The organism is Micromonospora sp. LZ34, assembly GCF_052981855.1.
Genome location: NZ_JBRIQN010000008.1, coordinates 72,903 through 98,341 on the forward strand (window position 1 = coordinate 72,903; position 25,439 = coordinate 98,341).

The 25,439-nt window shown below is 74.9% G+C and carries 25 protein-coding genes; 9 read left to right on the forward strand and 16 right to left on the reverse strand.

From position 1 onward, the window contains the following. Positions 1 to 95 precede the first annotated feature (95 nt). A complete protein-coding gene (locus ACVCAH_RS11665; RefSeq protein ID WP_447136098.1) occupies positions 96 to 791 on the reverse strand; it encodes a class I SAM-dependent methyltransferase in 696 nt (231 codons plus the stop codon). A 170-nt stretch (positions 792 to 961) separates the two neighbouring features. On the opposite strand from ACVCAH_RS11665, the gene ACVCAH_RS11670 reads away from it, so the two are divergent. After that, complete coding sequence (locus tag ACVCAH_RS11670) at positions 962 to 1,165, forward strand: cold-shock protein (protein WP_007072071.1); 204 nt, start codon at positions 962 to 964, stop codon at positions 1,163 to 1,165. A 48-nt stretch (positions 1,166 to 1,213) separates the two neighbouring features. On the opposite strand, the gene ACVCAH_RS11675 is transcribed toward ACVCAH_RS11670, so the two are convergent. The 5 genes from ACVCAH_RS11675 to ACVCAH_RS11695 all read right to left on the reverse strand — a co-directional run bounded on the left by ACVCAH_RS11675 (position 1,214) and on the right by ACVCAH_RS11695 (position 6,438). Continuing rightward, entirely contained in the window at positions 1,214 to 2,536 is a 1,323-nt protein-coding gene (locus ACVCAH_RS11675; protein ID WP_447136099.1) for an MFS transporter, read from the reverse strand. Next, complete coding sequence (locus ACVCAH_RS11680) at positions 2,533 to 3,108, reverse strand: ArsR/SmtB family transcription factor (protein WP_447136100.1); 576 nt, start codon at positions 3,106 to 3,108, stop codon at positions 2,533 to 2,535. The genes ACVCAH_RS11675 and ACVCAH_RS11680 overlap by 4 nt, the downstream gene beginning before the upstream one ends. A 107-nt stretch (positions 3,109 to 3,215) precedes the next feature. Continuing rightward, complete coding sequence (locus ACVCAH_RS11685; protein ID WP_447136101.1) at positions 3,216 to 4,100, reverse strand: hypothetical protein; 885 nt, start codon at positions 4,098 to 4,100, stop codon at positions 3,216 to 3,218. Between the two features lie 158 nt (positions 4,101 to 4,258). Further along, positions 4,259 to 5,920, reverse strand: coding sequence for a CocE/NonD family hydrolase (locus ACVCAH_RS11690; protein WP_447136102.1), 1,662 nt, complete (start codon positions 5,918 to 5,920; stop codon positions 4,259 to 4,261). A 5-nt stretch (positions 5,921 to 5,925) separates the two neighbouring features. After that, positions 5,926 to 6,438: a MarR family winged helix-turn-helix transcriptional regulator gene (locus tag ACVCAH_RS11695; RefSeq protein ID WP_447136223.1), complete on the reverse strand. Its 513-nt coding sequence runs from the start codon at positions 6,436 to 6,438 to the stop codon at positions 5,926 to 5,928. A 146-nt stretch (positions 6,439 to 6,584) separates the two neighbouring features. Here ACVCAH_RS11695 and ACVCAH_RS11700 point away from each other — a divergent pair, with 146 nt between their 5' ends. Continuing rightward, entirely contained in the window at positions 6,585 to 8,711 is a 2,127-nt protein-coding gene (locus ACVCAH_RS11700) for an MMPL family transporter (RefSeq protein WP_447136103.1), read from the forward strand. 46 nt (positions 8,712 to 8,757) lie between these two features. On the opposite strand, the gene ACVCAH_RS11705 is transcribed toward ACVCAH_RS11700, so the two are convergent. Together ACVCAH_RS11705 and ACVCAH_RS11710 are read right to left on the reverse strand one after the other, a co-directional pair. After that, on the reverse strand, positions 8,758 to 9,633 hold the full coding sequence (locus ACVCAH_RS11705; protein ID WP_447136104.1) for a transglycosylase SLT domain-containing protein: 876 nt from the start codon (positions 9,631 to 9,633) through the stop codon (positions 8,758 to 8,760). A 30-nt stretch (positions 9,634 to 9,663) separates the two neighbouring features. Further along, complete coding sequence (locus tag ACVCAH_RS11710; protein WP_447136105.1) at positions 9,664 to 11,067, reverse strand: DedA family protein; 1,404 nt, start codon at positions 11,065 to 11,067, stop codon at positions 9,664 to 9,666. Positions 11,068 to 11,203: 136 nt separating this feature from the next. Here ACVCAH_RS11710 and typA point away from each other — a divergent pair, with 136 nt between their 5' ends. After that, positions 11,204 to 13,072, forward strand: a complete 1,869-nt coding sequence (gene typA / locus ACVCAH_RS11715; protein WP_447136106.1) for a translational GTPase TypA — start codon at positions 11,204 to 11,206, stop codon at positions 13,070 to 13,072. A 102-nt stretch (positions 13,073 to 13,174) separates the two neighbouring features. Here typA and ACVCAH_RS11720 read toward each other — a convergent pair whose 3' ends face one another. Further along, positions 13,175 to 13,840, reverse strand: coding sequence for a class I SAM-dependent methyltransferase (locus ACVCAH_RS11720; protein WP_447136107.1), 666 nt, complete (start codon positions 13,838 to 13,840; stop codon positions 13,175 to 13,177). A gap of 101 nt (positions 13,841 to 13,941) precedes the next feature. Here ACVCAH_RS11720 and ACVCAH_RS11725 point away from each other — a divergent pair, with 101 nt between their 5' ends. Then, complete coding sequence (locus tag ACVCAH_RS11725) at positions 13,942 to 14,844, forward strand: serine hydrolase (protein WP_447136108.1); 903 nt, start codon at positions 13,942 to 13,944, stop codon at positions 14,842 to 14,844. Positions 14,845 to 14,916: 72 nt separating this feature from the next. Beyond that, positions 14,917 to 15,618: a lysoplasmalogenase gene (locus ACVCAH_RS11730; protein WP_447136109.1), complete on the forward strand. Its 702-nt coding sequence runs from the start codon at positions 14,917 to 14,919 to the stop codon at positions 15,616 to 15,618. On the opposite strand, the gene ACVCAH_RS11735 is transcribed toward ACVCAH_RS11730, so the two are convergent. Continuing rightward, positions 15,584 to 16,381 carry a tyrosine-protein phosphatase gene (locus ACVCAH_RS11735; RefSeq protein WP_447136110.1) on the reverse strand — a complete coding sequence of 266 codons (798 nt, stop codon included), beginning with the start codon at positions 16,379 to 16,381 and terminating at the stop codon, positions 15,584 to 15,586. The genes ACVCAH_RS11730 and ACVCAH_RS11735 overlap by 35 nt on opposite strands. 124 nt (positions 16,382 to 16,505) lie before the next feature. Here ACVCAH_RS11735 and ACVCAH_RS11740 point away from each other — a divergent pair, with 124 nt between their 5' ends. Next, complete coding sequence (locus ACVCAH_RS11740) at positions 16,506 to 17,603, forward strand: mandelate racemase/muconate lactonizing enzyme family protein (protein WP_447136111.1); 1,098 nt, start codon at positions 16,506 to 16,508, stop codon at positions 17,601 to 17,603. Positions 17,604 to 17,662: 59 nt separating this feature from the next. Beyond that, the gene (locus ACVCAH_RS11745; protein WP_447136112.1) at positions 17,663 to 18,580 is read left to right on the forward strand and encodes a C40 family peptidase; all 918 of its coding nucleotides are present in this window, start codon (positions 17,663 to 17,665) and stop codon (positions 18,578 to 18,580) included. A 102-nt stretch (positions 18,581 to 18,682) separates the two neighbouring features. Here ACVCAH_RS11745 and ACVCAH_RS11750 read toward each other — a convergent pair whose 3' ends face one another. The 3 genes from ACVCAH_RS11750 to pnuC all read right to left on the reverse strand — a co-directional run bounded on the left by ACVCAH_RS11750 (position 18,683) and on the right by pnuC (position 21,818). After that, entirely contained in the window at positions 18,683 to 19,681 is a 999-nt protein-coding gene (locus ACVCAH_RS11750) for a TerC family protein (RefSeq protein ID WP_447136113.1), read from the reverse strand. 386 nt (positions 19,682 to 20,067) lie between these two features. Beyond that, the gene (locus ACVCAH_RS11755) at positions 20,068 to 21,168 is read right to left on the reverse strand and encodes an AAA family ATPase (protein WP_447136114.1); all 1,101 of its coding nucleotides are present in this window, start codon (positions 21,166 to 21,168) and stop codon (positions 20,068 to 20,070) included. Beyond that, the gene (gene pnuC, locus ACVCAH_RS11760) at positions 21,165 to 21,818 is read right to left on the reverse strand and encodes a nicotinamide riboside transporter PnuC (protein ID WP_447136115.1); all 654 of its coding nucleotides are present in this window, start codon (positions 21,816 to 21,818) and stop codon (positions 21,165 to 21,167) included. Before pnuC ends, ACVCAH_RS11755 begins: the two co-directional genes overlap by 4 nt. Positions 21,819 to 21,918: 100 nt before the next feature. Here pnuC and ACVCAH_RS11765 point away from each other — a divergent pair, with 100 nt between their 5' ends. Together ACVCAH_RS11765 and ACVCAH_RS11770 are read left to right on the forward strand one after the other, a co-directional pair. Further along, positions 21,919 to 22,212: an antibiotic biosynthesis monooxygenase family protein gene (locus ACVCAH_RS11765; protein ID WP_447136116.1), complete on the forward strand. Its 294-nt coding sequence runs from the start codon at positions 21,919 to 21,921 to the stop codon at positions 22,210 to 22,212. 137 nt (positions 22,213 to 22,349) lie between these two features. Next, entirely contained in the window at positions 22,350 to 23,108 is a 759-nt protein-coding gene (locus ACVCAH_RS11770) for an SDR family oxidoreductase (RefSeq protein WP_447136117.1), read from the forward strand. A 31-nt stretch (positions 23,109 to 23,139) separates the two neighbouring features. On the opposite strand, the gene ACVCAH_RS11775 is transcribed toward ACVCAH_RS11770, so the two are convergent. The 3 genes from ACVCAH_RS11775 to ACVCAH_RS11785 all read right to left on the reverse strand — a co-directional run bounded on the left by ACVCAH_RS11775 (position 23,140) and on the right by ACVCAH_RS11785 (position 25,418). Then, the gene (locus ACVCAH_RS11775) at positions 23,140 to 23,997 is read right to left on the reverse strand and encodes a helix-turn-helix domain-containing protein (protein ID WP_447136118.1); all 858 of its coding nucleotides are present in this window, start codon (positions 23,995 to 23,997) and stop codon (positions 23,140 to 23,142) included. Positions 23,998 to 24,113: 116 nt separating this feature from the next. Then, positions 24,114 to 24,482 carry a VOC family protein gene (locus ACVCAH_RS11780; protein WP_447136119.1) on the reverse strand — a complete coding sequence of 123 codons (369 nt, stop codon included), beginning with the start codon at positions 24,480 to 24,482 and terminating at the stop codon, positions 24,114 to 24,116. A gap of 24 nt (positions 24,483 to 24,506) precedes the next feature. After that, on the reverse strand, positions 24,507 to 25,418 hold the full coding sequence (locus ACVCAH_RS11785; RefSeq protein ID WP_447136120.1) for a helix-turn-helix domain-containing protein: 912 nt from the start codon (positions 25,416 to 25,418) through the stop codon (positions 24,507 to 24,509). Between the last annotated feature and the right edge of the window lie 21 nt (positions 25,419 to 25,439).

Below are 25,439 nucleotides of genomic sequence, written 5' to 3' on the forward strand. Positions count from 1 at the left end.
TACGCTATGACCGCCGCACCACCCTGGACATCGGGTTTTGCTCCCCAGCCCACCCTGAATCCCGGCTCGGGGTGGACCCTGAGGGCGGCCCGGTGTCAGCGCGGGCGCAGCACCTGCACCCGGCGCACCGGCGAGTCGACGCTGGGCTCGGTGGTCGGCACCGGATAGTCGGCCACCACGGTCAGCCGGTCCGGCGGCAGGTGACCCCGCCCGGGGTCGCCGACCAGCACGTCGGCGCCGGTGGCGGCGACCCGGCGCAGGAAGGCCAGCACCCTGGCGGCCATCGGCGCGCTGTAGAAGACGTCCCCGGCCACCAGCAGGTCCACCCCGGCGCCGTCGGAGTCGAGCAGGTCGCCGCCGGTGGCCGCGACGGTGACCCGGTTGGCCCGGGCGTTGACGGTGACGGCCGCGACCGCGTACGGGTCGATGTCGTTGGCGACCACCTGGCGGGCGCCGGCGAGCGCGGCGGCGATCGCCACCAGACCGGAGCCCGCGGCCAGATCGAGCACCCGGCGGCCGGCGGCCAGTTCCGGATGGTCGAGCAGGTACCGGGCGAGGGCCTGCCCACCGGCCCAGGCCGACGCCCAGTACGGCGGCGGCAGGCTGCGCCCGGCGTGCGCCTCCATCCGGGCCCACCAGACGATCGCGTCCTCGGCCAGGTGCAACCGCACCTCGGGGACGAACGGGGTGCGCACCAGCCGGAGCCGGTCCAGCCCACCGCCGGGGGCGAGGATTTCCCGCTCCAGGTCGGTGAGGGCGGCGTCCGCGGCTTCGCTCACCGGCGCAAGCATGCCGCAGCGGGACCGCCACCGCGCGGCTTTCGCGATGCCGACGCGGAGTTCGCCGCACCGCCTACGGCACTTCGCCCAGCAGATCAGGGTTTGGCCCGTTACTGTCGAGGAGGTACAGGGCGATCATCGGCCGACGGCCGGCGGTCAGCCGCTTCGAACAGGAGAGATGCATGGCAACCGGCACGGTTAAGTGGTTCAACTCGGAAAAGGGCTTCGGCTTCATCGAGCAGGACGGCGGGGGTCCGGACGTGTTCGTCCACTACTCGGCCATCGCGACGAGCGGCTACCGGGAGCTGAACGAGGGCCAGAAGGTCGAGTTCGAGGTGACCCAGGGGCAGAAGGGTCCGCAGGCGGACAACGTCCGCCCGATGTAGACCCGTGTCGGTGGCGGCGGCCGGTGACGGCCGCCGCCGCAGTACGCCTCACGGCTCCGCCGGCGCGGCGGGCAGGTCCCGCCGTCGCCGTAGCGGCCCGAGCAGCAGGATCAGCGGGGTGAGCGCCAGCCAGCCGGTCATCACGCCGATCGCGGTGCCGGTGCCGAGGACGCTGCCGAGCGCGCCGGCCGCCACCGCGGCCAACGGGATCGTCCCGTAGTTGAGCAGCTGCATGCTGACCGTCACCCGGCCGAGCAGGTGGTGCGGCGGGTAGGTCTGGCGGAAGCTGCTCTTGAGCACGTTCCCGACCGCCACCCCGAGGCTGACCAGCACCCCGCCGAGCGCCGGCCAGACCAGCCCGGCGCCCGGGCCGGCCAGCGGGATCAGCAGCGCGGGCGGCCCGGTGAACGCCGCCGCCAGCAGGATCGCCCGGGCCGTGCCGAGGCGGCGCCCGAGCCGGGTGGCCAGCACCGCGCCGACGATGCCGCCGAGGCTCATCACCGCGACCAGTACGCCGACCGGGCCCGGCTCGACCCGCGCCTCGCGGACCAGGTACACCACCAGGACGGCCTGGTAGCCGACCAGCCCGATGTTGCTCGCCGCGCCGAACAGCGTCAGCACCCGCAGGTACGGATCCGCGGCGACGAACCGGATCCCGGCGGCGATCTGCCGCCGCAGCGACGAGGTGTGGCCGGTGCGCTCCGGCCGCGGCTCGACCTGCCGGATGCGCAGCAGGCAGGCCGCGGAGACCAGGAAGCTCAGCGCGTCGAGCAGCAGCGCGGTGACCGCGCCGGCGAGTTGCGCCACCAGGCCCGCGATCCCCGGACCGAGCACGTAGCTGGCGGTCTGCGTGGCCTGGATCCGGGCGTTGCCCGCCGGCACCTGTTCCGGGCGCAGCAGGACCGGCAGGTAGACCTGGTCGGCGGTCTCGAAGAAGACCCGGGACACGCCGCCACCCAGGGCCACCACCAGCAGCTGCCCGACGGTGAGCACGTCCAGCAGCGCGGCGAGCGGCACGCTGAGGAACAGCGCGGCCGACACCAGGTCGCAGGCGATCATCACCGGCCGGCGGGGCAGCCGGTCCACCCAGGCCCCGACCGGCAGGCCGATCAGCAGCCAGGGCAGCCAGGCCGCCGCGGTGAGCACCGCCACCGCGAAGGTGCTCGCGTCGAGCACGGTCACCGCGACCAGGGGCAACGCCACCGCGGTGACGTTGCTGCCGACGCTGCTGACCGTCTGCGCGGCCCAGAGCAGCCGGAAGTCCCGGTGGCCCCGCAGCCCCGGTCCGGCCGCCGGGCGCCGGTCGCGGGCGTCGCCGGCCCGCACCCGCTCGTCCGGGCTGGCGGGTCGGGCCGGTGCCGGCGTGCTCACGGCGTGGCCGGGATGCCGTAGGCGAACAGGAAGACCGGCTCGCGACGGGGCCCGTCGTCGGGCACCGTCCGCTCGGCCCAGCGGGCGAGCAGGGCGTTCAGCTCGCGGCCCAGCTCGGCCAACTCCTCCGGGGTGAGATGCAGCCAGCGGTCGGTGGAGAACGGCCCGTCGCCCCAGGCGTCGTGCGCGGCCTCGTCGGCGGCGTGCCAGGCGCGGGCGAGCGCGACGTGCCGGTCGAGGTTGAGCGAGGTGGCGGCGTCGGCCACCGCCCGGGCCGCCGGGTCGGTGTCGAAGTCGGCGCTGGACCAGCGCACCCCCCGGCTGACCAGGCGCCACCACCGCTCGCGCCGGTCGCGGGCCAGTTCCGGCGCCTCGGCGACGAGGTCGGCGGCGGCGAGCACCTTGAGGTGGTGGCTGACGTTGGCCGGGGCCTGCCCGGTGCGGTCGGCGAGCAGGCCGACGGTCGACGGTCCGTGCACCTTGAGCACGTCCATCAGGCGTCGGCGCAGCGGGTGGGCGAGCGCGGCCAGCACCCGCGAGTCGGTCACCTGGCGTACGTCGGGGTTCGGCATGCCCACAGAGTGTCATCCGCAACAGCTGTTTCGCAAGGGGTATTGCGTAATGCTTCTTGCCGAACCTTCGCCGGCGCGGCGCGGAGGGTGCCGCGCCGGCGGTCGGGTCAGGCGGCCAGCCGTCGGGCCAGTTCGTCGGCGACCTGTCGGGCCAGCGTGGGTGGGATCGCCGCGGCGATCTTCTCCGGGGTCAGCCCGGCCAGCACCCCGGCGACGATCGCCGGTTCGTCGGTGAGGTCCTTGCCGGCGAGCGCGGTCAGCGCGGACTGCACGGCGCCGAGTTGGGCGCCGAGGGTCTTCAGGCTCGGGTGCGGTACGACGTAGCTGGTATCGAGGTGGTCCTCCCCCAGCGCCATCCGGGTGTAGATCTGCCCGACCGGGTTGCGGCCGTCCAGGACGGTCAGGTTGCGGTGGATGGTCTCCAGCCAGGCGTGCTCCTGCGGGGTCATGTCGTCTCCCTCGATGAGGCCGATGGTGGTCAGGTAGCGACGGAACAGCGGGGTCTGGTCCCGGCCCGCCTTGATCGCGTCGCGGAAGAAGCTGAAGTGGGTGTGCCACAGGTGGGAGTCGTCGCCGGTGCTGCGCCGGCCGAGCCGGTCCCACCGCCGGACGACCCTGCCGTCCGGGGAGTAGATGAGTTCCCGGATGTCCCGGGTGTCCGGGGCGTTGGCGGCGCACTGGCCGACGCACCAGGCGGAGAAGCTGCGCAGGTCGTGGGTGCGTCCGCCGGAGCTGACCTCGAACTGCCCGACATCGAGCGCCGCGGCGTCCAGGGTGAGGCCGTTGCGGTCCCGGGGCGACTCCACCACCGAGTAGTCGTTGGTGACCACCCGGTCGGAACCGCAGTGGTAGCCCCCGCGGTGGGCGGAGTCCCCGACGATGCCGACCTCGGCCGGTTCGAGGTCCTGGCTCCGTACCCGGTTGGGATCGACGTTGAGATGGGTGAGCAGCAGGGTGCGCACGGTCAGCAGATTGGTGGGTGCGCGCGTCATGGGTCCCCCTAGTCGGGTCGGGGGCCGGGCACGACAGTGACACCGCGTACGCGGTGAGGGGGCTCCACGCGCGGGCCCGGCCAACTGGTGCACAGCGCCGGGCGTTGCTCAACGATAACCCCGTCAATGGACAAACGCCCAGTTCAAACGGGGTCAGTTCACCGTGGAGGCAGGTGTCGACCGGAGTGGACGACGGGCAGGACGACCGCCGACGGGTGCTCCGGATCGTGCAGGATCTCCCGACGGCCGGCACGCAGCGTGACGGCGGTGCCGAGCGGTTCGCCGGTGCCGGGGTTGCGCGCGTACCGGGGGTGGGCGCCGCCGGAGACCTGCAGGCGCAACCGGTGCCCGGCCGCGAACCGGTGCGCCGTGGGCCACAGCTCCACCGGCACCCGCACGGCGCCGGCGGCGTCGACCGGATAGCGCCCCGGCTCGATGCGGACCAGCCCGTCGCAGACGTTCCAGGACCGGCCGCGCCGGTCCACGTCGCACAGTCGCACGAAGACGTCCAGGTACGACAGCTCGCTGCGCACGTGGATCTCGGTGTGCACCGGCCCGGCCACCTCGACCGGGCCGGCGAACGGCGGGCTGGTCCAGGTGAGCACGTCGGGCCGGGCCTCCACCGGGCGGTTGTCGACCGGCCCGGCGCGCTGGGCGACGAGCAGCGGGCCGCCGAGCGAGGGGGTGGGATCGGCCGGGTCGTACCAGAACCCGTCCGGCGTCGACGGCACCGGCGGATCGGTGGCCAGCGCGCCGGCCGGGTGCAGGTGCCACCGGGTCGGCGTGGCCGGCGGCGGCCAGTCGGGCAGGTCCCGCCAGCCACCGCCGACGCCGCCGACGTGCACCCGCACCGGGGCGGTCCGGCCCGCCGGGCGGCCGGCGAGGTGCTCGTCGAGCCAGTCCAGCCCGTCGCGCAGGGCCGCGACGAACAACCCCGGGCTGCCGTGCGTCCACGGCCCGACAGTCAGCCGGGGGCGGGCCCCGGCGGCGCGCAGGGCGGCGAAGTCGCGCAGCTGGGCCGGCAGGAAGATGTCGTGCCAGCCGCCGACCATCGCCACCGGCGCGCGCACCTGCCCGATCCGGTCGTCGAAGACCCGGGTCCGCCAGTAGTCGGCGGCCGGGGTGTGGTGGCGCAGCCACTCCTGGAAGAACGGCACCGTCACCCCGGTGGCGATCCGGTCCGCCTCGGCCAGCGGCAGGTGGGCCAGGGCGGCGGTCAGCCGGGGCTGCCCGCGCTTGAGTTCCCACTGCCGGGCCAGCCAGGGCACGGTCTGCGCCTGCAGCAGCTCCGCCCAGGTGAGCACGGTGTCGAGGGCGAACGAGTCCCCGGCGTAGGTGGAGTCCCGGGTGGCCGAGGCGGTCACCACGGCCACCATCGCCCGCAGCTCGTCGCCCGCGTCGGCGGCCAGGGCCCACTGCACGAAGCCCTGGTAGCTGGCGCCGAACATGCCGAACGCCCCGGTCCACCAGCGCTGGCGGCGCAGCCAGTCCAGGGTGTCCAGTCCGTCGTGGCGCTCGTGCACCAGCGGTTCGAACACCCCGCCCGAGCCGTGCGTGCCGCGGCAGGACTGGATCACCACGTGGAAGCCCCGCTCGGCGGCGAGCCGGCCGAGCAGCCGCATCGGCCCGCCCCGCCCGTACGGGGTGCGGATCAGCACGACCGGCGCGCCGGGCAGGTCGGGGGCGTAGTGGTCGGTGCGCAGCGCCACGCCGTCGCGGACCCGCACCGGGACGTCCCGGGTCAGGGTGACCCGCCGGGTACGCGCGGCCGGCAGCCGCAGCACCGCCGTGGCGACCCGGGTGGCGAGCCGGTCCAGCACCTTGGTCAGCCCGGGCGGCGGGGCGGGGCGGATCGGGCCGCCCGGACGGCGTCGCGGTGCTCGCGCAGCGAGGCGCCCATCGCGGACATGAACCGGTGCACCACCGCCAGTTCGTCGTCGGTGAACCCGGACATCACCTCGTCGGTACGCCGGCCCAGCGGCCGGAAGAAGTCCAGCGCCAGTTCGGCGCCCCGGTCGGCGTAGCGCAGGAAGACCTTGCGCCGGTCGGCGGTGTCCCGGTCGCGCCGGATGTGCCCGGCCCGTTCCAGCCGGTCGATCAGCGCGGTGACCGAGCCGGAGGAGAGGTTGAGCTGCTCGCCGAGGCGCCCGGGGGTGATCGGCTGGCCGGCCAGTTCGGCGTCCATCACCGCGATCAGCGCCTGCAGGTCGGTGGCGCCCAGCCCGTGCAGGGCGGCGAAGGCGTGCCCGACGTGCTGGGCGTCGCTGGAGTAGCGGCGCAGCTCCGCGGTGATCTCGGCGACCAGCCGCTCGCGCGGGGTCTCCCGCCGCCGGTACATGTCGTGCGCCACGTCCGCCTTCCCGCCGTCCGTCTCGAGTTGCAGCCTAACTCACCGGCCGATAATCTCGGCTATCGAGATACTTGCCAGCCGGGAGATGTGGTGCGTGGACGCCGCCCCGCCGGCCCGAAGACCGGGAGGCACCCGTGTCCCTGTTCACCCGCGTCGCCCGCGGCCGGCTGGCCGCCTGGCTCACCGTGGTCGCCGCGATCGTCGTCGGCGCGGCCGTCTTCGGCCTGCCCACGCCCGACAACCCGGCGCCCGTCTCGTCCACCGGCCTGTCGCTGCAGTGGCAGTCGACCCAGGTCGAGCGCCTGCAGGAGCAGTTGCCCTCGCGCGAGGTCCAGCCGGCGGTCGTCGTGGTCAGCCGCGTCGACGGCGCCCCGCTCACCGCGGCCGACCGCGCGGCGCTCACCGGGCGGTCGGGCGACCTCGGCCGGTTCGCCGTCGGCGGCCGGGTCAGCCCGCCGCAGGTCTCCCCGGACGGCACCGTCGCCCTCGTCGCCGTGCCGCTGTCGACCGCCGGCGGTCAGGAGGAGATCGCCAGCCGGGTCGACGACCTCCGCGCGTCTCTGGACGACTTGCCCGAGGCGCTCACCGTCGCCGTGACCGGCGGGCCCGCGTTCACCACCGACCTGGCGAAGGTCTTCGACGGCGCCGACACCACGCTGCTCGTCGTCACCGCGTCCGTGGTCGCGCTGCTGCTGCTGATCACCTACCGCAGCCCGTTCCTGTGGATCGTGCCCCTGCTCGTCGTCGCGGCGACCGAGCAGCTCACCCTGCGCGCCCTCGACACGATCGTCCCGGCGGTCGGCATCAACCTCCCCGGCGGCGCCGTCACCGGCATCGCCAGCGTCCTGGTCTTCGGCGCGGCCACCGACTACGCGCTGCTGCTCATCGCCCGCTACCGGGAGGAGCTGCGGCGCGAGGCGGACCGGTTCGTGGCGATGCGGGCCGCGCTGCGCCGCACCGCCGAGCCCATCCTGGCCAGCGGCTGCACCGTCGTCCTCGGCGTGCTCACCCTGTTGCTGTCCGAGCAGGAACTCAACCGGGCCCTCGCCGTGGCCTGCGCGACCGGCGTCGTCCTCGCCATGGCGTCGGCGCTGTTCGTCCTCCCCGCGGCGCTGGTGCTCTTCGGCCGCGGCCTGTTCTGGCCGTTCGTGCCCCGGGTCGGCGGCGCGGTCCGCGAGGGCCGGCTCTGGGGCCGGCTCGGCGCCGCCGTCGAGCGCCGCCCCGCGCCGGTCGCGGCGGCCGCGGTGCTGCTGCTGGCCGGGCTCGCCCTCGGCGGGCTCGGCATCCGCACCGGACTGTCGGAGACCGAGCAGTTCCGGGTCGAGCCCGAGGCGGTCGCCGGCGCGCAGACCCTCGCCCGGGCCTTCCCCGCCGGTACGACCCAGCCGGTCGCCGTGCTCACCACGCCCTCGGCGGTGCGGGCCGTCACCGACGCCGCCACAGGCGTCCCGGGCGTCGCCTCCGCGCGCCCCGGCGCGGCGGGCGCGGCGGTCGCCCAGGTCGACGTGGTGCTCGACACCGAACCCGGCACGGCCGCCTCGGACCGGACCATCGAGGCGTTGCGCGACGCGGTCGCCGCGGTGCCCGGCTCCGCCCCGCCCGCGGTCGACGGCGCGGACGCCTTCGCCGGGGCGGTCGTCGGTGGCACGGTCGCCGGCACCTACGACTCCGACGAGGCCAACGGCCGGGACCTGCGGCTGATCCTGCCGATCATCCTGCTGCTCGTCGGCGCCGTGCTGGTGCTGCTGCTGCGCGGCCTGCTCGCCCCGGTGCTGCTGGTGCTCACCGTGATCGCGTCGTTCTTCGCCAGCCTGGGCGCGGCCTGGCTGCTCTTCGACCACCTGCTCGGGTTCCCCGCGCTGGACAGTCAGGTGCTGCTGCTCGCCTTCGTGTTCCTGGTCGCCCTCGGGGTGGACTACAACATCTTCCTGGTCACCCGGGCCCGCGAGGACGCCCGCGCCACCGGCACCCGCGCCGGCACGCTCTCCGCGCTCCGGGTGACCGGCGGGGTGATCACCAGCGCCGGGGTGCTGCTCGCGGCGGTCTTCGCCGTGCTGGGGGTGCTGCCGCTGATCCTGCTCACCCAGATCGGGATCATCGTCTGCATCGGCGTCCTGCTCGACACCCTGCTGGTCCGGACGGTGCTCGTGCCGGCGCTCGCGCTCCTGCTCGGCGACCGGTTCTGGTGGCCGGGCCGGATCGAGCGGCCCACCGTCGAGGGCGACCCGGCGCGCGGTGAGCCGGTGGCCGCCCGGCACTGAGCCCGGCCGGGGGTCGAGGCGGCAGCGCCCCGACCCCGCCGTGGGCTCAGTAGCCCAGGCAGACGCACTCGGTCATCAGCGCCCGCACGTTGCGCACGTAGCTCGGGTTGGGGACGGCCAGCGGCTCCCCCTCCACCGCGACCGCGCCGTGGCCGTAGTTGTACGCCGCGATGACCGCGTTGAGCAGGCAGGAATCCAGTTCGGCGGTGCACAGGGCGGCATCGAGGCGGTAGTCGGCCTCGAAGTACATGTCCCCGATGTACTTGGTGAGCCAGGCCAGGTAGTTGGCGCCGAGGTAGGCGTTGTCGCGGTAGTCGCGCACGTCGTAGCTCTGCCCGAACCGCTGGTTCATCCAGTCGGCGGTGGCCGGCATCACCTGCATCAGCCCGATCCCGCCGTCGCAGGCGACGATGTTGGACTGCCAGCCGCTCTCCTGCCACGCGGTCGCCTTGACCAGGTTCAGCGGGATCCTGATGCTCGGGGCGGAGGTCGGCCAGTACGCCTTCGCCGCCGCGTCGGTCAGCGCCGTCTTGACCTGCGCCCGGGTCGCCTGGCTGCCCTGGTAGCTGGGCTCGCAGTCGTTCGACGGCGGCTTCGGCGGCGCCGGCGGCACCTTCGTCTCGGTCGGCGGCTTGGCCACCGGTCGTGGTCTGGTCGCCCGGGTCGGCGTACGGCTCGGGGTGGCGCTCGGCGACGCGGTGCGGCTGGGCGCGGCCCCCATCGCCTCGACCGCGCTCGGCTCGGCCGACGGTTCCCCGCCGGGCCCGCCCTCGGCCGGGTCGCCCGGCAGCGTGGCGGGCGCGGCCACCGGCGCGGTCGGGTTGTCCGCCCCGGCCCGCTGCCCGGCGCAGCCGGCCACCGTCCCGGCCAGCAGCGCCCCGACCAGCAGCACGGCCGCCAGCCGATCCGTGCGTCGACGCATCCCGACCCTCCCCCGTGCGGTGGCCGCACCCTAACAGGGCCGGACCGGCCGGCGGGGTCCCGGCGACAGCGCGTCCGGCTCGTCCACCGGCTCCCGGGCACCGCCCACCGCCCGGTCGCGGGTGGCCCAGGCCACCATGAACACGGTCGTCCAGGCGACCCCGAGCAGCACCGAGCCGGCGATCCCGCTGGCGGTGCTCAGCCCCAGGTAGAGGCGGGCGCCGCCGAGGCCCACCACCCCGGCCGCGGCGGCCGTCCAGGCGGCCACCGCCACCGGCCAGCGGGCCTGCCGGGACACCAGCCAGGCGAGGGTGCACAGGCTCGCGGTCACCACCGCGGTCTGGGTCGGGAACAGGACAGCCCCGCCGCCGGGACCGGCGAGGTCGGCCACCACGGCCAGCACCACCAGCGGCATGAACGCCCCGGCCGTGCCGACAACGCTGAGCAGGTCGGCCTGCCAGGGCCGGTGCCGCCAGGCCAGCACCGCGGCCAGCACCGCCACCACCACGATCAGGAACGAGCCGCGCAGCACCGAGACCACCGCGAGGGCGGCGTCCACCGCCCCCGGGGTACGCCGGTCGGCGAACCACTCGGCGATCGCCCCGTCGACCACGGCCAGCCCGCTGTGCCGTACCACCACGCCGAGCAGCCAGGCGATGGCCAGCCCGGCGACGAAGAGCAGCAGCAGCCCGGCGACCAGGTTGAGCAGCAGCGTCCAGGCCGGCCCGATACGCATGGCGAGCAGGAAGAACAGGATGCCGTACCGGGCGCTGAGCCAGCGCACCGGCGGCAGCCCGGCGGCCCGGGACAGCAGCGCCCGGGCCGGGTCCGGGTTGCGGCCCAGCCACCGCCCGGCCAGCACCACCGCGACCAGCGCGGCCAGCAGCACCAGCACCGCCCCGGTGGCCCGGCCCAGCAGCCGGGACACCGTCTCGTACGACTCGCCGGCCAGGTAGCCCACCAGCACCGACCCGCCCACCCAGGTGGCCACCCCGGCCGCGTTCCACGGCGCGAACCGCCGGTACGGCATGCCCGCCGCGCCGGCCAGCCGGGGCACCAGGGTGCGGGCGAAGGCCACCCAGCGGGCGGTGAACACCCCGCGCCCGCCGAGCCGGCCGAGCATCGCCTCCGCCCGGCTCCACCGGTGCGGGCCGACCCGGGCGCCGAGCCGGCTGGCGCGCAGCCGCGGCCCGTACCGCCGGCCGGCGCGGAAGGCGAGTGTGTCGCCGATCACCGCGGCGACCACCATCACCAGCAGCGTAGGGGCGAGCCGTAGCGTCCCCGCGTACGCTAGGAAGCCGACCAGCAGCAGGGTCGCCTCGCCCGGCACCAGCAGTCCGAAGATCACGGCGGTCTCCGCCGCGACGATCAGCGCGGCGACCAGGTAGATCAGCAGGGCCGGCAGGCCCTGCAGAGACGTCAGCAGGTCGTGCACTCGGCCCCCATGAACACGAGGGTCAGCATGCCAGCCGTCCGAGCGGCTGGGACAGGAGTTTCGCCAGAGACCCGGGCCATCTGGGGGTTGACCCCGACCGGACCCCGGCAACCGCAGACAGGAGAGTATGGAGGGTATGCAGCTTCGCACCGACCTCCGCAACGTCGCCATCATCGCCCACGTCGACCACGGCAAGACGACCCTGGTCGACGCCATGTTGCGGCAGGCCGGCGCCTACGGCGCCCGCGGCGAGACGACCGAGCGGGTCATGGACTCGATGGACCTCGAGCGGGAAAAGGGCATCACCATCCTGGCCAAGAACACCGGCGTGCGCTACCTGCCGGCGGACGGCTCCGACCCGGTCACCATCAACATCATCGACACCCCGGGGCACGCCGACTTCGGCGGCGAGGTGGAGCGCGGCCTGACCATGGTCGACGGCGTGGTGCTGCTGGTGGACGCCAGCGAGGGTCCGCTGCCGCAGACCCGGTTCGTGCTCCGCAAGGCGCTCAAGGCACGCATGCCGATCATCCTGGTGATCAACAAGGTGGACCGGCCGGACGCCCGGATCAAGGAGGTCGTGGACGACACCTACGAGCTCTTCCTCGACCTGGACGCCGACGAGGAGCAGATCGACTTCCCGATCGTCTACGCCTGCGCCCGCGACGGCATCGCCTCGCTGACCCAGCCCGCCGACGGCGCGGTGCCCGACGACAGCCACAGCCTCGAGCCGCTGTTCCGCACCCTGCTGGACACCATCCCGCCGCCCGCGTACGAGGAGGACGCGCCGCTGCAGGCGCACGTGACCAACCTCGACGCCTCGCCGTTCCTCGGCCGGCTGGCGCTGTGCCGGGTGCGCCAGGGCACCATCAGCAAGGGCCAGACCGTGGCCTGGTGCCGCACCGACGGCAGCACCCAGCGGGTGCGCATCTCCGAGATGCTGATGACCGAGGGCCTGGAGCGCAAGCCGGCCGACTCGGCCGGCCCGGGCGACATCATCGCGGTCGCCGGCATCCCCGAGATCATGATCGGCGAGACCCTGGCCGACGCGGAGAACCCGCAGCCGCTGCCGCTGATCACCGTCGACGAGCCGGCCATCTCGATGACCATCGGCACCAACACCTCGCCGCTGGTCGGCCGGGTCAAGGGCGCCAAGGTCACCGCCCGGATGGTCAAGGACCGCCTGGACAAGGAACTGGTCGGCAACGTGTCGCTGCGGGTGCTGCCCACCGAGCGGCCGGACGCCTGGGAGGTGCAGGGCCGCGGTGAGCTGGCGCTGGCCATCCTGGTCGAGCAGATGCGCCGCGAGTCCTACGAGCTGACCGTCGGCAAGCCGCAGGTGGTCACCAAGGAGATCGACGGCAAGACCTGCGAGCCGGTCGAGCGGCTGACCATCGACGCCCCGGAGGAGTACCTGGGCGCGATCACCCAGCTGCTGGCCACCCGCAAGGGCCGGATGGAGCAGCTGGTCAACCACGGCACCGGCTGGATCCGGATGGAGTGGCTGGTCCCCGCCCGCGGGCTGATCGGCTTCCGCACCGAGTTCCTCACCGAGACCCGGGGCACCGGCATCCTGCACCACGTCTTCGAGTCGTACGAGCCGTGGTTCGGCGAGCTGCGCACCCGCAACAACGGGTCGCTGGTCGCCGACCGGGCCGGCGCGGTCACCGCGTTCGCGATGACCAACCTCCAGGAGCGTGGCCAGCTCTTCGTCGAGCCGGGCACCGAGGTGTACGAGGGCATGATCGTCGGGGAGAACTCCCGCTCCGACGACATGGACGTCAACATCACCAAGGAGAAGAAGCTCACCAACATGCGCTCGTCGACCGCCGACGAGACCGAGAAGCTGATCCCGCCGCGCAAGCTGTCGCTGGAGCAGGCGCTCGAGTTCTGCCGCGAGGACGAGTGCGTCGAGGTGACCCCGGCCGCGGTCCGGATCCGCAAGGTGGTGCTCGACCAGCAGCTCCGCGGCCGGGCCGCCGCCCGCCGCAAGCACGCCGGCTGAGCAACCGCCGTACCGGCCGGGGCCGGTCCGCCACGCGCGGGCCGGCCCCGCGTCGTTTCTCCGAACGGCGGCGGCCGACAGGTGCCGGCGCCCGGCCGGCGGTCAGGTCGGCTTCACCGCGGCCAGGCCGAACACGTCCGGCACCGGCCCCGAACCGGACTCCACCACCCGGGTCACCGACAGGCCGGCCGCCAGCACGGCGCCGAGCAGGTCGGCCAGCGGCACGTGCCAGGCACCGACCCGGGCCCGCACCCCGTGCGGCGCCCACGCCCGGAAGCTGCGCTCGCGCACCGCGTACCCCTCGTCGATCACGATCCGGGCCGGGTCGGAGCGGTCGGCGAACGCCCCCACGAAGCAGGGATGCACGCCCAGGTGGACGAAGCGGCCACCGGGCGACAGCACCCGGGCGACCTCGGCGACCACCGCGGCGTAGTCCGGCACGTCGGTGTGCGCGAGCACACAGACCGCGGCCGGCACCGCCCCGTCGGCGACCGGCACCGCCGCGGCGTCGGCCACCGCGACCGGCAGCCGGCCGCGGGCGTGCCGCAGCTGCCCGGCCGACAGGTCGACACCGACCGGGTACCAGCCCAGCCGGCGCAGTTCCGCCGCGTGCGCCCCGGTGCCGCAGCAGACGTCCAGGCAGCGGCCGGGGCCCCGGCCCAGCAGCTCACCCAACCGCTGCCGGACCCGGTCCATGTAGTCGGCGGAGGTGTCGTTGACGTAGTCCTCGTACCAGTCGGCGTAGGCGTCGTATGCGGCGACCGTCATCCCCGCACAGTAGGCCGCCCCCGGCCGCCGCGCCGCCCCGGCGACCCGCGGCGGGTCGTCCCCCGCGGTCGCCGGTCCGATGATCGGCTACGGTCACCGGCATGACCTGGGATGACCTCGACGCCCGGCTGGACCGGGTGCCCGGCACCGTCTCGGCGTACGCCGGCCGGCTCGACGCGGCCGCCACCTGGACCCGGCTGCCCGACGCCACCCACTACGCGGCGAGCACCATGAAGGTCGCCGTGCTCGCCGCCCTGCACCGGGCCGCCGAGGCGGGCGCCCTCGACCTGGACGCCCCGGTCCCGGTGCGCAACGCGTTCGACTCGGCGCAGCCGGGCGCCCCCCGCTTCACCTGCGCGCAGCACTACGACAACGACGACGCGGTCTGGGCCCGGGTCGGCGGCACCGCCCCGCTGCGCTGGCTCGCCCACCGGATGATCGTGCGCTCCAGCAACCTCGCCACCAACCTGCTCATCAGCCACGTCGGCCTACCCGCCGTCGCCGAGGTCTGGGCGCTCGCCGGGGCCCGGCACGCGGTCACCGGCCGGGGCATCGAGGACTTCGCCGCCCGCGACGCCGGCATCACCAACCTGGTCACCGCCGCCGACCTGGCCGCGCTGCTCGGCGCGCTCGCCACCGGCGCCACCCAGCCCGGCCCGCTGGCCTCCCCCGCCGGCTGCGCCGACATGCTCGACGTGCTCTTCGCCCAGGAACACCGTGAGGACCTCGCCGCCGGCCTGCCCGCCGGCACCCGGATCGCGCACAAGAACGGCTGGGTCCGCGGGGTGCGCCACGGCGCCGGCGTGGTCTTCCCCGCCGACGCGCCCCCGTACGCGATCGTCGTCTGCACCACCACCGACCTCGCCGACGGCGGCCCGACCGGCGAAGGGCCCGAGGACGACGCCTGCCAGCTGATCGCCGAGGTCTCCGCCGCCGTCTGGGCCGCCCGGAACGACCTGCGCACCGACGGACCGCCCACCGGCTCACCCCGCACCGCCGGATAGCCCGCGCTCCGAGGATGGCCCCCGGCTGCCGCACCGCCTACGCTGCTGGCCACCGCCCCCGAGGAGCCACCGATGCCCCGCAGCCGCACCATCCTGACCGCCTTCGTCCTGGTGACGTGCGCGAACCTGCTGGCCAACGCCACCGACAGCGACCTCGCCGTACTGCTCACCAAGCCGCTGCTGATGCCGCTGCTGGCCGCGTACCTCTGGCGGGCCGCCGCCGACCGCGGCGCCCGGCCGACCCGGCTGGTCCTCGCCGCGCTGGCCTTCTCCACCGGCGGCGACGTCGCGCTGCTCGGCGACGGCACCGCCGCCTTCCTCACCGGCATGGCGCTCTTCCTCGCCGCCCACGTCTGCTACATCGCGGCCTTCACCCGCGGCGGCGCGGCGGCCGCGCTGCGCCGCCCGCCGCTGCTCGCCGTCGCCGTGGCGTACGCGGTGCTGACCGCCGCCGCGCTGGCCTGGATGTGGGCCGGGCTCACCGACGCCGGGCTGGCGGTGCCGGTGGCCGGCTACGCGGTCGCCCTGGCCACCATGGCGGCCACCGCGGCGGCGCACGGCTGGCGGGTCGGCCTCGGCGGCGCGCTCTTCCTCGGCTCGGACCTGCTCATCGCGACCGGCGTGGCCGAGGTGGCCACCCTGCCCGGACCGCCGATCTGGGTGATGGCGACCTACGCCGCCGGGCAGGCCCTGATCGTCACCGGGTGGGCCGCCCGCACCCCCGCCCGCCCGACGCCGCTCACTCCAGCAGGTGCGCCCGCAGCGAGTCGATGACCTCGTCGGTCAGCCCGAGCCCGTCCCGCAGGTACGCCCCGAACGAACCGTGCACCCGGCGCACCTCCCCGTACGCCGCGTCGAGGTACTCGGGGCGCACCTCCAGCACCGGCCGCACCGCCTCCACGTCCAGGGCCGGCTGCCGCTGCCGCATGGCCTCCAGGATCACCTCGCGCAGACTCGCGGTCAGCGGATTGTTCGCCAGGTAGTCGGCCCGGATCGCGGCCTCGTCCACGCCGAGCGCGTGCAGCAGCACCACGGTGAGCCAGCCGGTGCGGTCCTTCCCCGCCGAGCAGTGGTAGAGCAGCGGCAGGTTCTCCGGCCGGGCGGCAGCCTGGACCGCCTCGGCGAAGTTCGCCCGGGCCGCCGCCCCGGTGACGAACCAGCGGTAGATGGCCGCCATCGCCGCCGGCGTGCCCTGCTCCGCCAGCTGCGCGTACGCGCCCAGGTCGTGGCCGAGCAGCACCGCCGAGACGTAGGTGAAGACCGGGTGCTCCGCGTCGTGCACCGGCAGGTGCAGCACCCGCGGGTCGCCGGGCAGCCGGTCCGGCGGGGCGACCACCTGCTCCGAGAGGTCCCGCAGGTCGACCACGCAGGCCGGGCCGAGCTTGGCCAGCACCGGCAGGTCCTCGTCGGTGAGCCGGCCCAGCGCCGGGGTGCGGATCAGCACACCGGGACGCACCCGCCGGCCCTCGGCGCCGATCATGCCGCCGAGGTCACGCGCGTTCGGCGCGCCCACCAGTGCCCAGTCCCGCTCCCTCACGCCGCCGCCTCGCTTCCCTCGGCGCCGGCGCGCGGCGTCGCCGCACCGCGTTGACGATTCGCTCGGTGACCCTCGCTCATCCGGCCTCCCCTGTCGCTGCCCGTCCGCATATAGGGTGCCGCACATGACGATCGCCGCGGTACGCACCCACCGGCTCACCGCCCCCTTGCACACTCCGTTCGTCACCGCGTTGCGCCGGACCACCACCGTGCAGACCCTGGTCGTCGAGCTGGTCGACGGCGACGGCCGCTCCGGGTTCGGCGAGGCGCCGCAGGTCTGGCAGGTCACCGGCGCGTCCGTCGCCGGCGCCGAGGCCTGCGTGCGGGACCTGCTCGGGCCGATGCTCACCGGCCGGGACCCGGACGACCTGGTGGCCCGCTGCACCGAGGTCCAGCGGGCGGCGGCCGGCAACGATGCCGCCAAGGCCGCCGTCGACGTCGCGCTGCACGACCTCGCCGCCCGGCGGCTCGGCGTACCGCTGGTGCGGCTGCTCGGCGGCACCGGCCTGCGGGTGCCCACCGACGTCACGCTCGCCGCGGGCGACGCCGTGGACCTGGCGGCCGCGGCCCGGCAGCGGCAGGCCGAGGGGTTCGGGGTGCTCAAGCTCAAGGTGGGCACCGACGCCGCCGGCGACCTGGAGCGGGTCCGGGCGGTACGCGCCGCGGTGGGCGACGGGGTGCGGATCCGGCTGGACGCCAACCAGGGTTGGACGCCGCGCGAGGCGGTCCGGGTGATCCGGGGCATCGAGGACGCCGGCCTCGACGTCGAGCTGGTCGAGCAGCCGGTGCCCCGGTGGGACCTGGACGGGCTGGCCTGGGTCAGCGACCGGGTGCAGGTGCCGATCCTCGCCGACGAGTCGGTCTTCGGCGTGCGGGACCTGGTCGAGGTGATCCGCCGCCGGGCCGCCGACATGGTCAACGTCAAGCTCGCCAAGTGCGGCGGCCTGCACCCGGCCCGGACCCTGCTCGACCTGGCCGCGGCGCACGGCCTCGGCACGAGCGTCGGGTCCATGATGGAGAGCCAGGTGGGCATCGGCGCCGCCGCCAGCCTGGTCGCCGCCTACCGCACCACGGCGATCTCCGACCTGGACGCCGCCTGGTGGCTGGCCTGGTCACCGGTGCGCGGCGGGATCCGCTACGAGGGCGCGACCGTGGTGCTGCCGGACGCTCCGGGCCTCGGGATCAGCGCCGTCAATGAAGCAAAAGTGCAGTCTCCCAGTTGATGGCTGTTGGAATCTTTCATAGGGTCGCGGGAAGAGGCGGCACGAGCTGGGGGTGGACCGTGGAGCTGCAACCGGGTCGCGAGGCCGTGGTCGGGGTCGCCGTGGCGACCCTGTGGACCTCCCCCGAGGCGGTACGCCCGGTCGACCGGCCCGCCCTCGCCGCGCGCACCGACATCCCGGCCTGGATCTCCGGCATGAACACCGACCAGCAGGTCGGCGACTGCGTGCTGAGCCAGTTGCTGCTCGGTGAGCGGGTGCTGGTCACCGAGGTGCGCCCGGACGGCTGGGCGCACGTGGTCGCGGTGCAGCAGCCGGCCGCCAAGCTCGATCCGCGCGGCTACCCCGGCTGGCTGCCCGCCGACCAGCTCGCCCCGGCCGGCGCGGCGGCCGGCGCCGACCCGATGGTGGTCGACGCCACGGTCACCGCGCTACGCGCCACGCCCGGCGGCGAGGTGGTGCTGCCCGGCGTGATCCTCGGCACCCGGCTGACCCCGGCCGGGCCGCCGGTGGACGGGTGGCGCCCCGTGCACGCCCCGGGGCACGCCGACCCGCTCTGGCTGCCCGCCGCGCACGCGGTGCCGGTGCCGACCACGCCGCCGACGGCCGGCGAGGTGCTGGCCGTCGCCGCCCGGCTGCTCGACGTCGTCTACATCTGGGGCGGGGTGTCGGCGTACGGCATCGACTGCTCCGGTCTGGTGCACCTGGCCTGGCGGCGGCTCGGCGTGGTGCTGCCCCGCGACGCCGACGACCAGGCCGAGGCCACCACTCCGGTGCCACTGGGCGCGGAACGCCCCGGCGACCTCTACTTCTTCGCCCGCCCCGGTCGCAAGATCCACCACATCGGCATCGTCACCGCCGCGCCCCGCCCCGGCGACGACCGGCGGATGCTGCACGCCTGCTACCGGCGCCGGCGGGTGCTGGAGGAGCGGCTGCCCGAGGACCGCACCGCCACCCTGGTCGGCGCGCACCGGGTCTGACCCGCCCCGCACGACCGAGGGGCGCCCCCTGGCGGGAACGCCCCTCGTCTCACGTCTCAGCCGCGGCTCGACGCCCCGCGGGCGGGCCGGCCGACCGGTGGGTCAACGGCGCGCCTCGGCCAGCATCCGGCGCCGGTCCCGGGACGACTTCACCAGGCTGGCGATCGTCGCCACCAGCAGGGTGCCGAGGATGACCGTGAGGGAGAGCCAGATCGGGATGTGCGGGGCCCAGCCCACGTGCTCGCCGCCGTTGATGAACGGCAGGTTGTTGTCGGCCAGCGCCTCGAGCACCAGCTTGACGCCGATGAAGCCGAGCACCACGGCCAGCCCGTAGCTGAGGTAGATCAGCCGGTCCAGCAGGCCGCCGAGCAGGAAGTAGAGCTGCCGGAGCCCCATCAGCGCGAACACGTTCGCGGTGAAGACCAGGTACGGCTCCTGGGTGATGCCGAAGATCGCCGGGATCGAGTCGAGCGCGAAGATCAGGTCGGTGGTGCCGATCGCGATCATGACGATCAGCATCGGGGTGAACATCCGCCGGCCGTTCTCGTGCGTGGTGAGCTTCGCGCTGTCGTAGTTCTTGGAGATCGGCAGCGCCTTGCGGCTCCAGCGGATCAGCACGTTCTCGGTGAACTCGTCCTCGTCCGGCTCACCCTGCCGGGCGAGGTTGATCGCGGTGTAGATGAGGAACGCGCCGAAGATGTAGAAAACCCAGGAGAACTGGGAGATCAGCGCCGCGCCGGCGGCGATGAAACCGCCCCGCATGACCAGCGCCAGCACGATGCCGACGAGCAGCACCTTCTGCTGGTACTGCCGGGGCACCGCGAAGCGGGCCATGATGATGACGAAGACGAAGAGGTTGTCCACCGAGAGGCTGTACTCGGTGAGCCAACCGGTGTAGAACTGCCCGGCCGCGCTGGGCCCGGCGGCCAGCCAGACGCCGGCGCCGAAGATCAGGGCGAGGGCGACGTAGAAGCCGACCCAGAGGCTCGACTCGCGCACACTCGGCTCGTGCGGCCGCCGGCCGATGATCAGCAGGTCGACGAGCAGGATCGCGGTCAGTGCGACGAGGGTCCCCGCCCACACCAGTCCGGACACGTCCAACGTTCATTCCTCCGGCAGACACGCAACGTCCGGCACACCGTACGCCCCTGCGGGGCGCGGCGTGCCGGCGACGCTGACTCTGGTGACTGTCGGAGGTCTCTTCCGTCGCCGTCCCGCGAGCGGGGCGGCGACCCACGGGGCCGGGTCGCGCGACCGGGGGGCCGGCGCTCGACCGTGCTGACGACTCCGTAGCGAGGGAATACTCCCCTCCTCAACCATCATTCTCCCCCACTGCGACCAGTGACCGCACCTTGGGCGGTCAGTGTCCTCCCCCACCCCGCACCGGGAGCACTCCCAACCCCCGCAGATCGGACGGATTCGGCCGCACTCCTCGCCGTTCCTGCCGTTCGGCAGGTGGTGAGCCGGCGCACACCGCGTAAGGCGTCCTAGGAGGCTAGGTGCTCCTGGTCGGGCGCGACCAGCGGGTCGGCCAGTGGCCAGCCGGCCGCGAGCAGTTCCTCGCAGGCGGCGACCGCCCGGGCCAGCCGCCGCGGGAGCGGGCCGCTGAGCTCGACCACCGGCACCCCGCACCCGGCCAGCTCCGCCCGGAACCGCTCGGTCATCCAGGCCCGCAGGTGCTCGCCGTCGCGAAGCCCGTCGTCGTGGAAGGGCACGCCGACGTGATCGGTCAGCAGGTAGAGCGCCGGTCGCCGGGCCGCCGCGCGCACCCGGGCGAACGACGATCCGAGGTAGCGCTCCTCCCAGACGGCGGTCGCGCGGGCGTCCGTGTCGCAGAAGAGCAGGGGGCCGCAGGACCGGGCCGCCGCGTCCTCCGCCGCCTGCTGCTCCCGGACCACCTCGGCGAAGTCGTCCCGGTCCCAGCTGACGTCGAAGACGGTGGCCGCCGGGTCGCGCTCCCGCAGCCGGGCCAGCTTCCGCGCGGTCAGTTCCCGGCCGTACTCGGGAACCCAGCGGGTACGGAAGTGTGCGGCCAGGGCGGCGGTCACGGTGGTGGTGCCGGTGGACTCCGCGCCGACCACCACCACCCGCCGGACGAACCACGCCCGCACCGGCGGGCTGAGCCGGTCCCAGTGGCCCACCGGGTCCGCGCGCACCGCGGTCCCCGAGACCGGCACGCGCCGCCGCGCCGGATCCACCTCGACGGGTACGGCGTCGAAGCGCCGGGCCAGCTCCGTGCCGTACGCCTCCGACGAGAAGACGGCGTCGACCCGCTGCCCGCCCAGCGCCTCGCGGAACACCGCACAGTGCAGGTCCCAGACCGCCGGGTCGGCGTAGTCCACCGGATGGTCGTCGTAGCGGCCGACGAAGCGCACCCACGGGGTGTCCGCGTGCACCTCGCGCAGCCAGTCCAGCCGCAGCGCGAGCGGGATCGACTCCCGGCGCGACGGCGCCACCACCACGGTGACGGCCGTGCAGCGGGCGGCGGCGGCCGTGATCAGCGCGTGGTGGCCGGCGTGCGGCGGGTAGAACTTGCCCACCACCAGCCCGTGCCGGAACTCCGGCTGCGCGGGCGCCTCGTCGGTCACGCCGCCACCGGGGCCGGGCCGGGCGGCACCGGCGCCGGGGTGCCCTGGCGCCGCAGGGCCGCCCGCCACTCCCGCAGCCCGAGCACGCAGAGCCCGAGGAAGACCAGGTAGAGCACGGCCGTGAGGTAGAGGCCCTTGTAGGCGTAGAGCGGGATGTAGATCAGGTCGGCGGTGATCCACAGCCACCAGCTCTCCACCCGCTTGCGGGTCTGCCCGTACGTGGCCAGCAGGGAGAGCGCGGTGGTCAGCGCGTCCGGCAGCGGCACGGTGGAGTAGGTGGCCCGGGACAGCAGAGCCCAGAGCCCGCCGGTCAGCGCCACCCCGGCCACCGCCAGCGCCCACCACTCCCGGCCGCCGGTCCGGCTGACCGTCAGCCGGGTACGCCGCGCACCGCCGTAGCGCCACGCCCACCAGCCGTACAGGCCCAGGCCGACGTAGACGAGCTGGAGGCCGGCGTCGGCGTACAGGCCCGCCGTCCGGAACAGCAGCATCAGCAGCAGCACGTTGGCGATGCCCACCGGCCAGTTGGCGATCCGCTGCCGGGCGACCAGCCACACGTTGAGCACCCCGGTGGCGAAGCCCAGCAGCTCGGCCCGGGTGGTGCCGGTGCCCGCCACGGTGAACGCCGTGCCGGTGAGCCAGTCGATCATGCCGCTCCCCTTTCCGCGCGCCCACCCTAGAGCCGCCCGGTCACTGGGAACAGCCCCCCACGGCACGCGTCCGGCACCGCGGCGTGAAAGGCTCCCCGGCATGGTGCTTGAGGTCGCGCTCATCGACGTACTGCCGGGACAAGAGGACGAGTTCGCCGCCGCGTACGCCCAGGGGCACCCGGTGCTCGCCGGCACCCCGGGTTGCCGGTCGGTGCGGATGACCCGGGGCGTCGAGTCGCCGTCCCGCTTCGTGCTGCTGGTCGAGTGGGACTCGGTCGAGGCGCACAACGACAACTTCCGGGGCAGCGAGCGGTTCACCCGGTGGCGGGAGCTGATCGGCCCGTACTTCGCCAATCCGCCGCTGGTCGAGCATTTCGTCGACGTGCCCGCCTGAGGCTGTCGTACCCCCGTTCTAACGTCCGCCTCGCACGCGCCGGTCGCCGGGCCCGACGGGCTCGGGGGCGCCGGGCCCGGTGACCGCGCGGCGATATTCGCTGGCCCCTGACCGCCGCGGTCGGTTGACTGGCGATCATGACTGACCGGGTGGCCCTGGTGACCGGCGTGAGCCGGCGGATCGGCATCGGCGCGGCGGTCGCCCGCACGCTCGCCGCGGACGGCTGGCGGCTGCTGCTCACCGGGCTGCCCGCGTTCGACGAGGCGCAGCCCTACGGGGGCGATCCCGACGGCGTGCCGGCCCTGCTGGGCGAGCTGGGCGGCGCCGGCTACGTCCCGGCGGACCTGCTCGACCCGGCCGCGCCCGGCGGGCTGGTCGCCGAGGCGGTACGCCGGCACGGCCGGCTCGACGCGGTGGTGGCCGTGCACGCGTACTCCACGCACACCCCGCTCGGAGCGCTCGACCCCACCGAGATCGACCGGCACCTGCTGGTCAACGTACGGGCCACGCTGCTGCTCGCCGAGGCGTTCGCGGCGGCCTTCACCGGCGGATCCGGCGGACGGCTGGTGCTCTTCTCCAGCGGGCAGCGGCTCGGCCCGATGCCCGGCGAGCTGGCGTACGCGGCCAGCAAGGCGGCGGTGGAGAACCTGACCGTCCAGCTCGCCCCGTTGCTCATGCCCACCGGCATCACCGTCAACTGCGTCAATCCGGGGCCGACCGACACCGGCTACGCCCCGCCGGACGTGCACGCCGCGGTGGCGCGACTCTTCCCCGGCGGGCGCTGGGGCACCCCGGGGGACGCGGCCCGGCTGGTGCGGTTCCTCTGCTCGCCGGACGCCGGGTGGATCACCGGGCAGGTGATCGACTCCGAGGGTGGCTTCCGCCGCCACGTGTGACCCGCGGCCGGCTCGTCCGCTCGGGCCGGTCTTAACCGGTCGCGCGCCGGGCCAGCTCGGCGATGCTCTCCTCCGCCGGCAGGGCGGCGCCCAGCAGCCAGCCGGTGAGCCGCTCGTACCGGTCCACGTCCGGCGCGGCGACCAGGCGCACGTCGGTGGTCAGCGCCTCCAGCATCACGGTGCGCGGGTCGGCCGGATCCGGAAAGGAGTAGCACGAGTACGGGGTGAGGGGCTGCACCCCCCGCGCGGCGACGCCCCGGGGCACCAGCCGGATCGTCACGTTCGGCAGCTCGGCCAGGCCGACCAGGTGCCGCAGCTGCTCGCGCCACACCTCCGGCGACGCGTCGGCGGGATCGCAGGCGGGATCGCCGAGCAGCGCCGTGTAGCGGGGCGGCTCGGGGCGGCGGAGCACCTCGTGCCGGACGAGGCGGGCCCGCACGTCGGCCTCGACGTCCACGCCGGGTTCGAGCAGCCGCCCGGCCGCGATCCGCAGCCGGGCGTACGCCGGGGTCTGCAACAGCCCGGGCACCACGGCGGGTTGGTAGTCGACGATGCTGGCCGCCCCCGCCTCCAGCTCCGCGTACGTGCGCTGCCGCTCGCCCATCTCGCCCAGCGCCTTCCACCAGCCCCGGGTGGTGGCCGCGTCCCGGGCGATGACGATCAGCGCGTCCCGCTGCGGCGCCGGCACCTGGTAGACGTCCAACAGGTCGAGCACGTCGGCGAGGTCCGGCCGGCTCTGCCCCAGCTCGATGCGGGACAGCTTGGAGGTGGAGGCCCAACCCAGCCGGTCGCAGACCTGTTCCAGGGTGAGCGCCTCCCGCCGGCGCAGTTGGCGCAACTCGGCTCCGAGCCGCGCGCGTCGAATGACAGGACTCGTTGGCACCGGCATCCCCGCCTCCCCACCGTGGGAGAGTACGCAGGATGATCACCCAGCGCAATATCGTGCTCGCTCACCGCAACCGTCCCGGGGTCGGCCAACCGCCGGCCCGGCGCCCCCGCCGCAGGTCAGGGCCGGTACGTGCCGAAGGCCCAGACGTTGCCGGCCAGGTCCCGGGCCGTGTAGTCGCGGGAGCCGTAGTCGGTGTCGAACGGCTCCCGGACGATCTCGGCGCCGGCCGACCGGGCCCGGGCGCAGTGCGCGTCGACGTCGCCGACCGCCACGTAGACCGACCAGTCCTCGTCGCCCGGCCGGGGCGGCGGGCCGGGCCGCTCGCCCACCATGACCATGCCGGTGTCCAGGGTCAGCTCGGCGTGCGCCACCGAACCGTCCGGGGCGTCGTAGCGCGCGTGCACGGTGAAACCGAAGGCCGCGCAGAGCCAGTCGATGGCCGACCGGGCATCCGGGTAACGGAGGATCGGATAGATGGTTCGCATGCCCCGAGTCTGCCGCCGCCGTGGTCACACGGGATTGGACGAATGTGACCCGAGCGCGGTCGGGGTGCCCCCGGCGAACTCGCGGAAGTCACGGATCAGGTGGGACTGGTCGTAGTACCCGCAGCGGGCGGCCACCTCGGCCCAGCCGCCCGCCGACAGACCCACGGACCGGCCGAAACCATCCGGGCCGGGCAGGCCGCTCTGGCCGGGCGGGCCGAACGGCGTCGGGTCGGCGGCGAGGGCGGGGCCGGCCGCCAGGGTCGCGTAGGCCCGCTGGAACCGGAGCAGCCGGGCGCTGGTCTTCGGCGTCAGCCCGACCTCGTCGCGGAACCGGGCGGCCAGGTGCCGGCGGCTCCAGCCCAGCTCGTCGGCGAGGGCGGCGACGGCGACCCGCCCGCCGGTGTCGGCCAACCGCCGCCAGGCCCACGCCAGCCGGGGGTCGACCGGCTCGGTGGCCGCCAGCCGGGCGGCCAGCGCGGCGTCGAGCAGCGCGAACCGGGCCGGCCAGTCGCCGGCGGTGGCCACCCGGACGCGGAGCCGGTCGAGCCAGCCACCCGGCAGCTGCCCCACCCCCACCGCCCGGTTGGTCAGCTCGACCAGTGGCAGGCCGAGGACCCGCCGGGCGGCCAGCGGGGCGAGCAGCAGCTCCACCCCTTCGCCGACCCCGACCAGCCGGGTGGTGCAGGGGCCGTCGAACGTGCCGGCGACGAAGGAGTCGACCCGGTGGGCGCCCCGGGCGGCGTCGCGCGGGTCGACCACGTCCAGCGGGGCGCGCCAGCCGAGGACGACCACGACGAAGGCGCCGGCCACCTCCCGGCGGACCAGCGGCACGTCCGCGCGCTCGCGGTAGCCGACGTAGCGGTCGACGAAGGGCCGTAGCCGCGCGTCGGGCACACCGAGGACGATCTCGTCGACCGGCGCCCCGACCGCGTCCATCCCCGACCGCCCGTCCGTCAC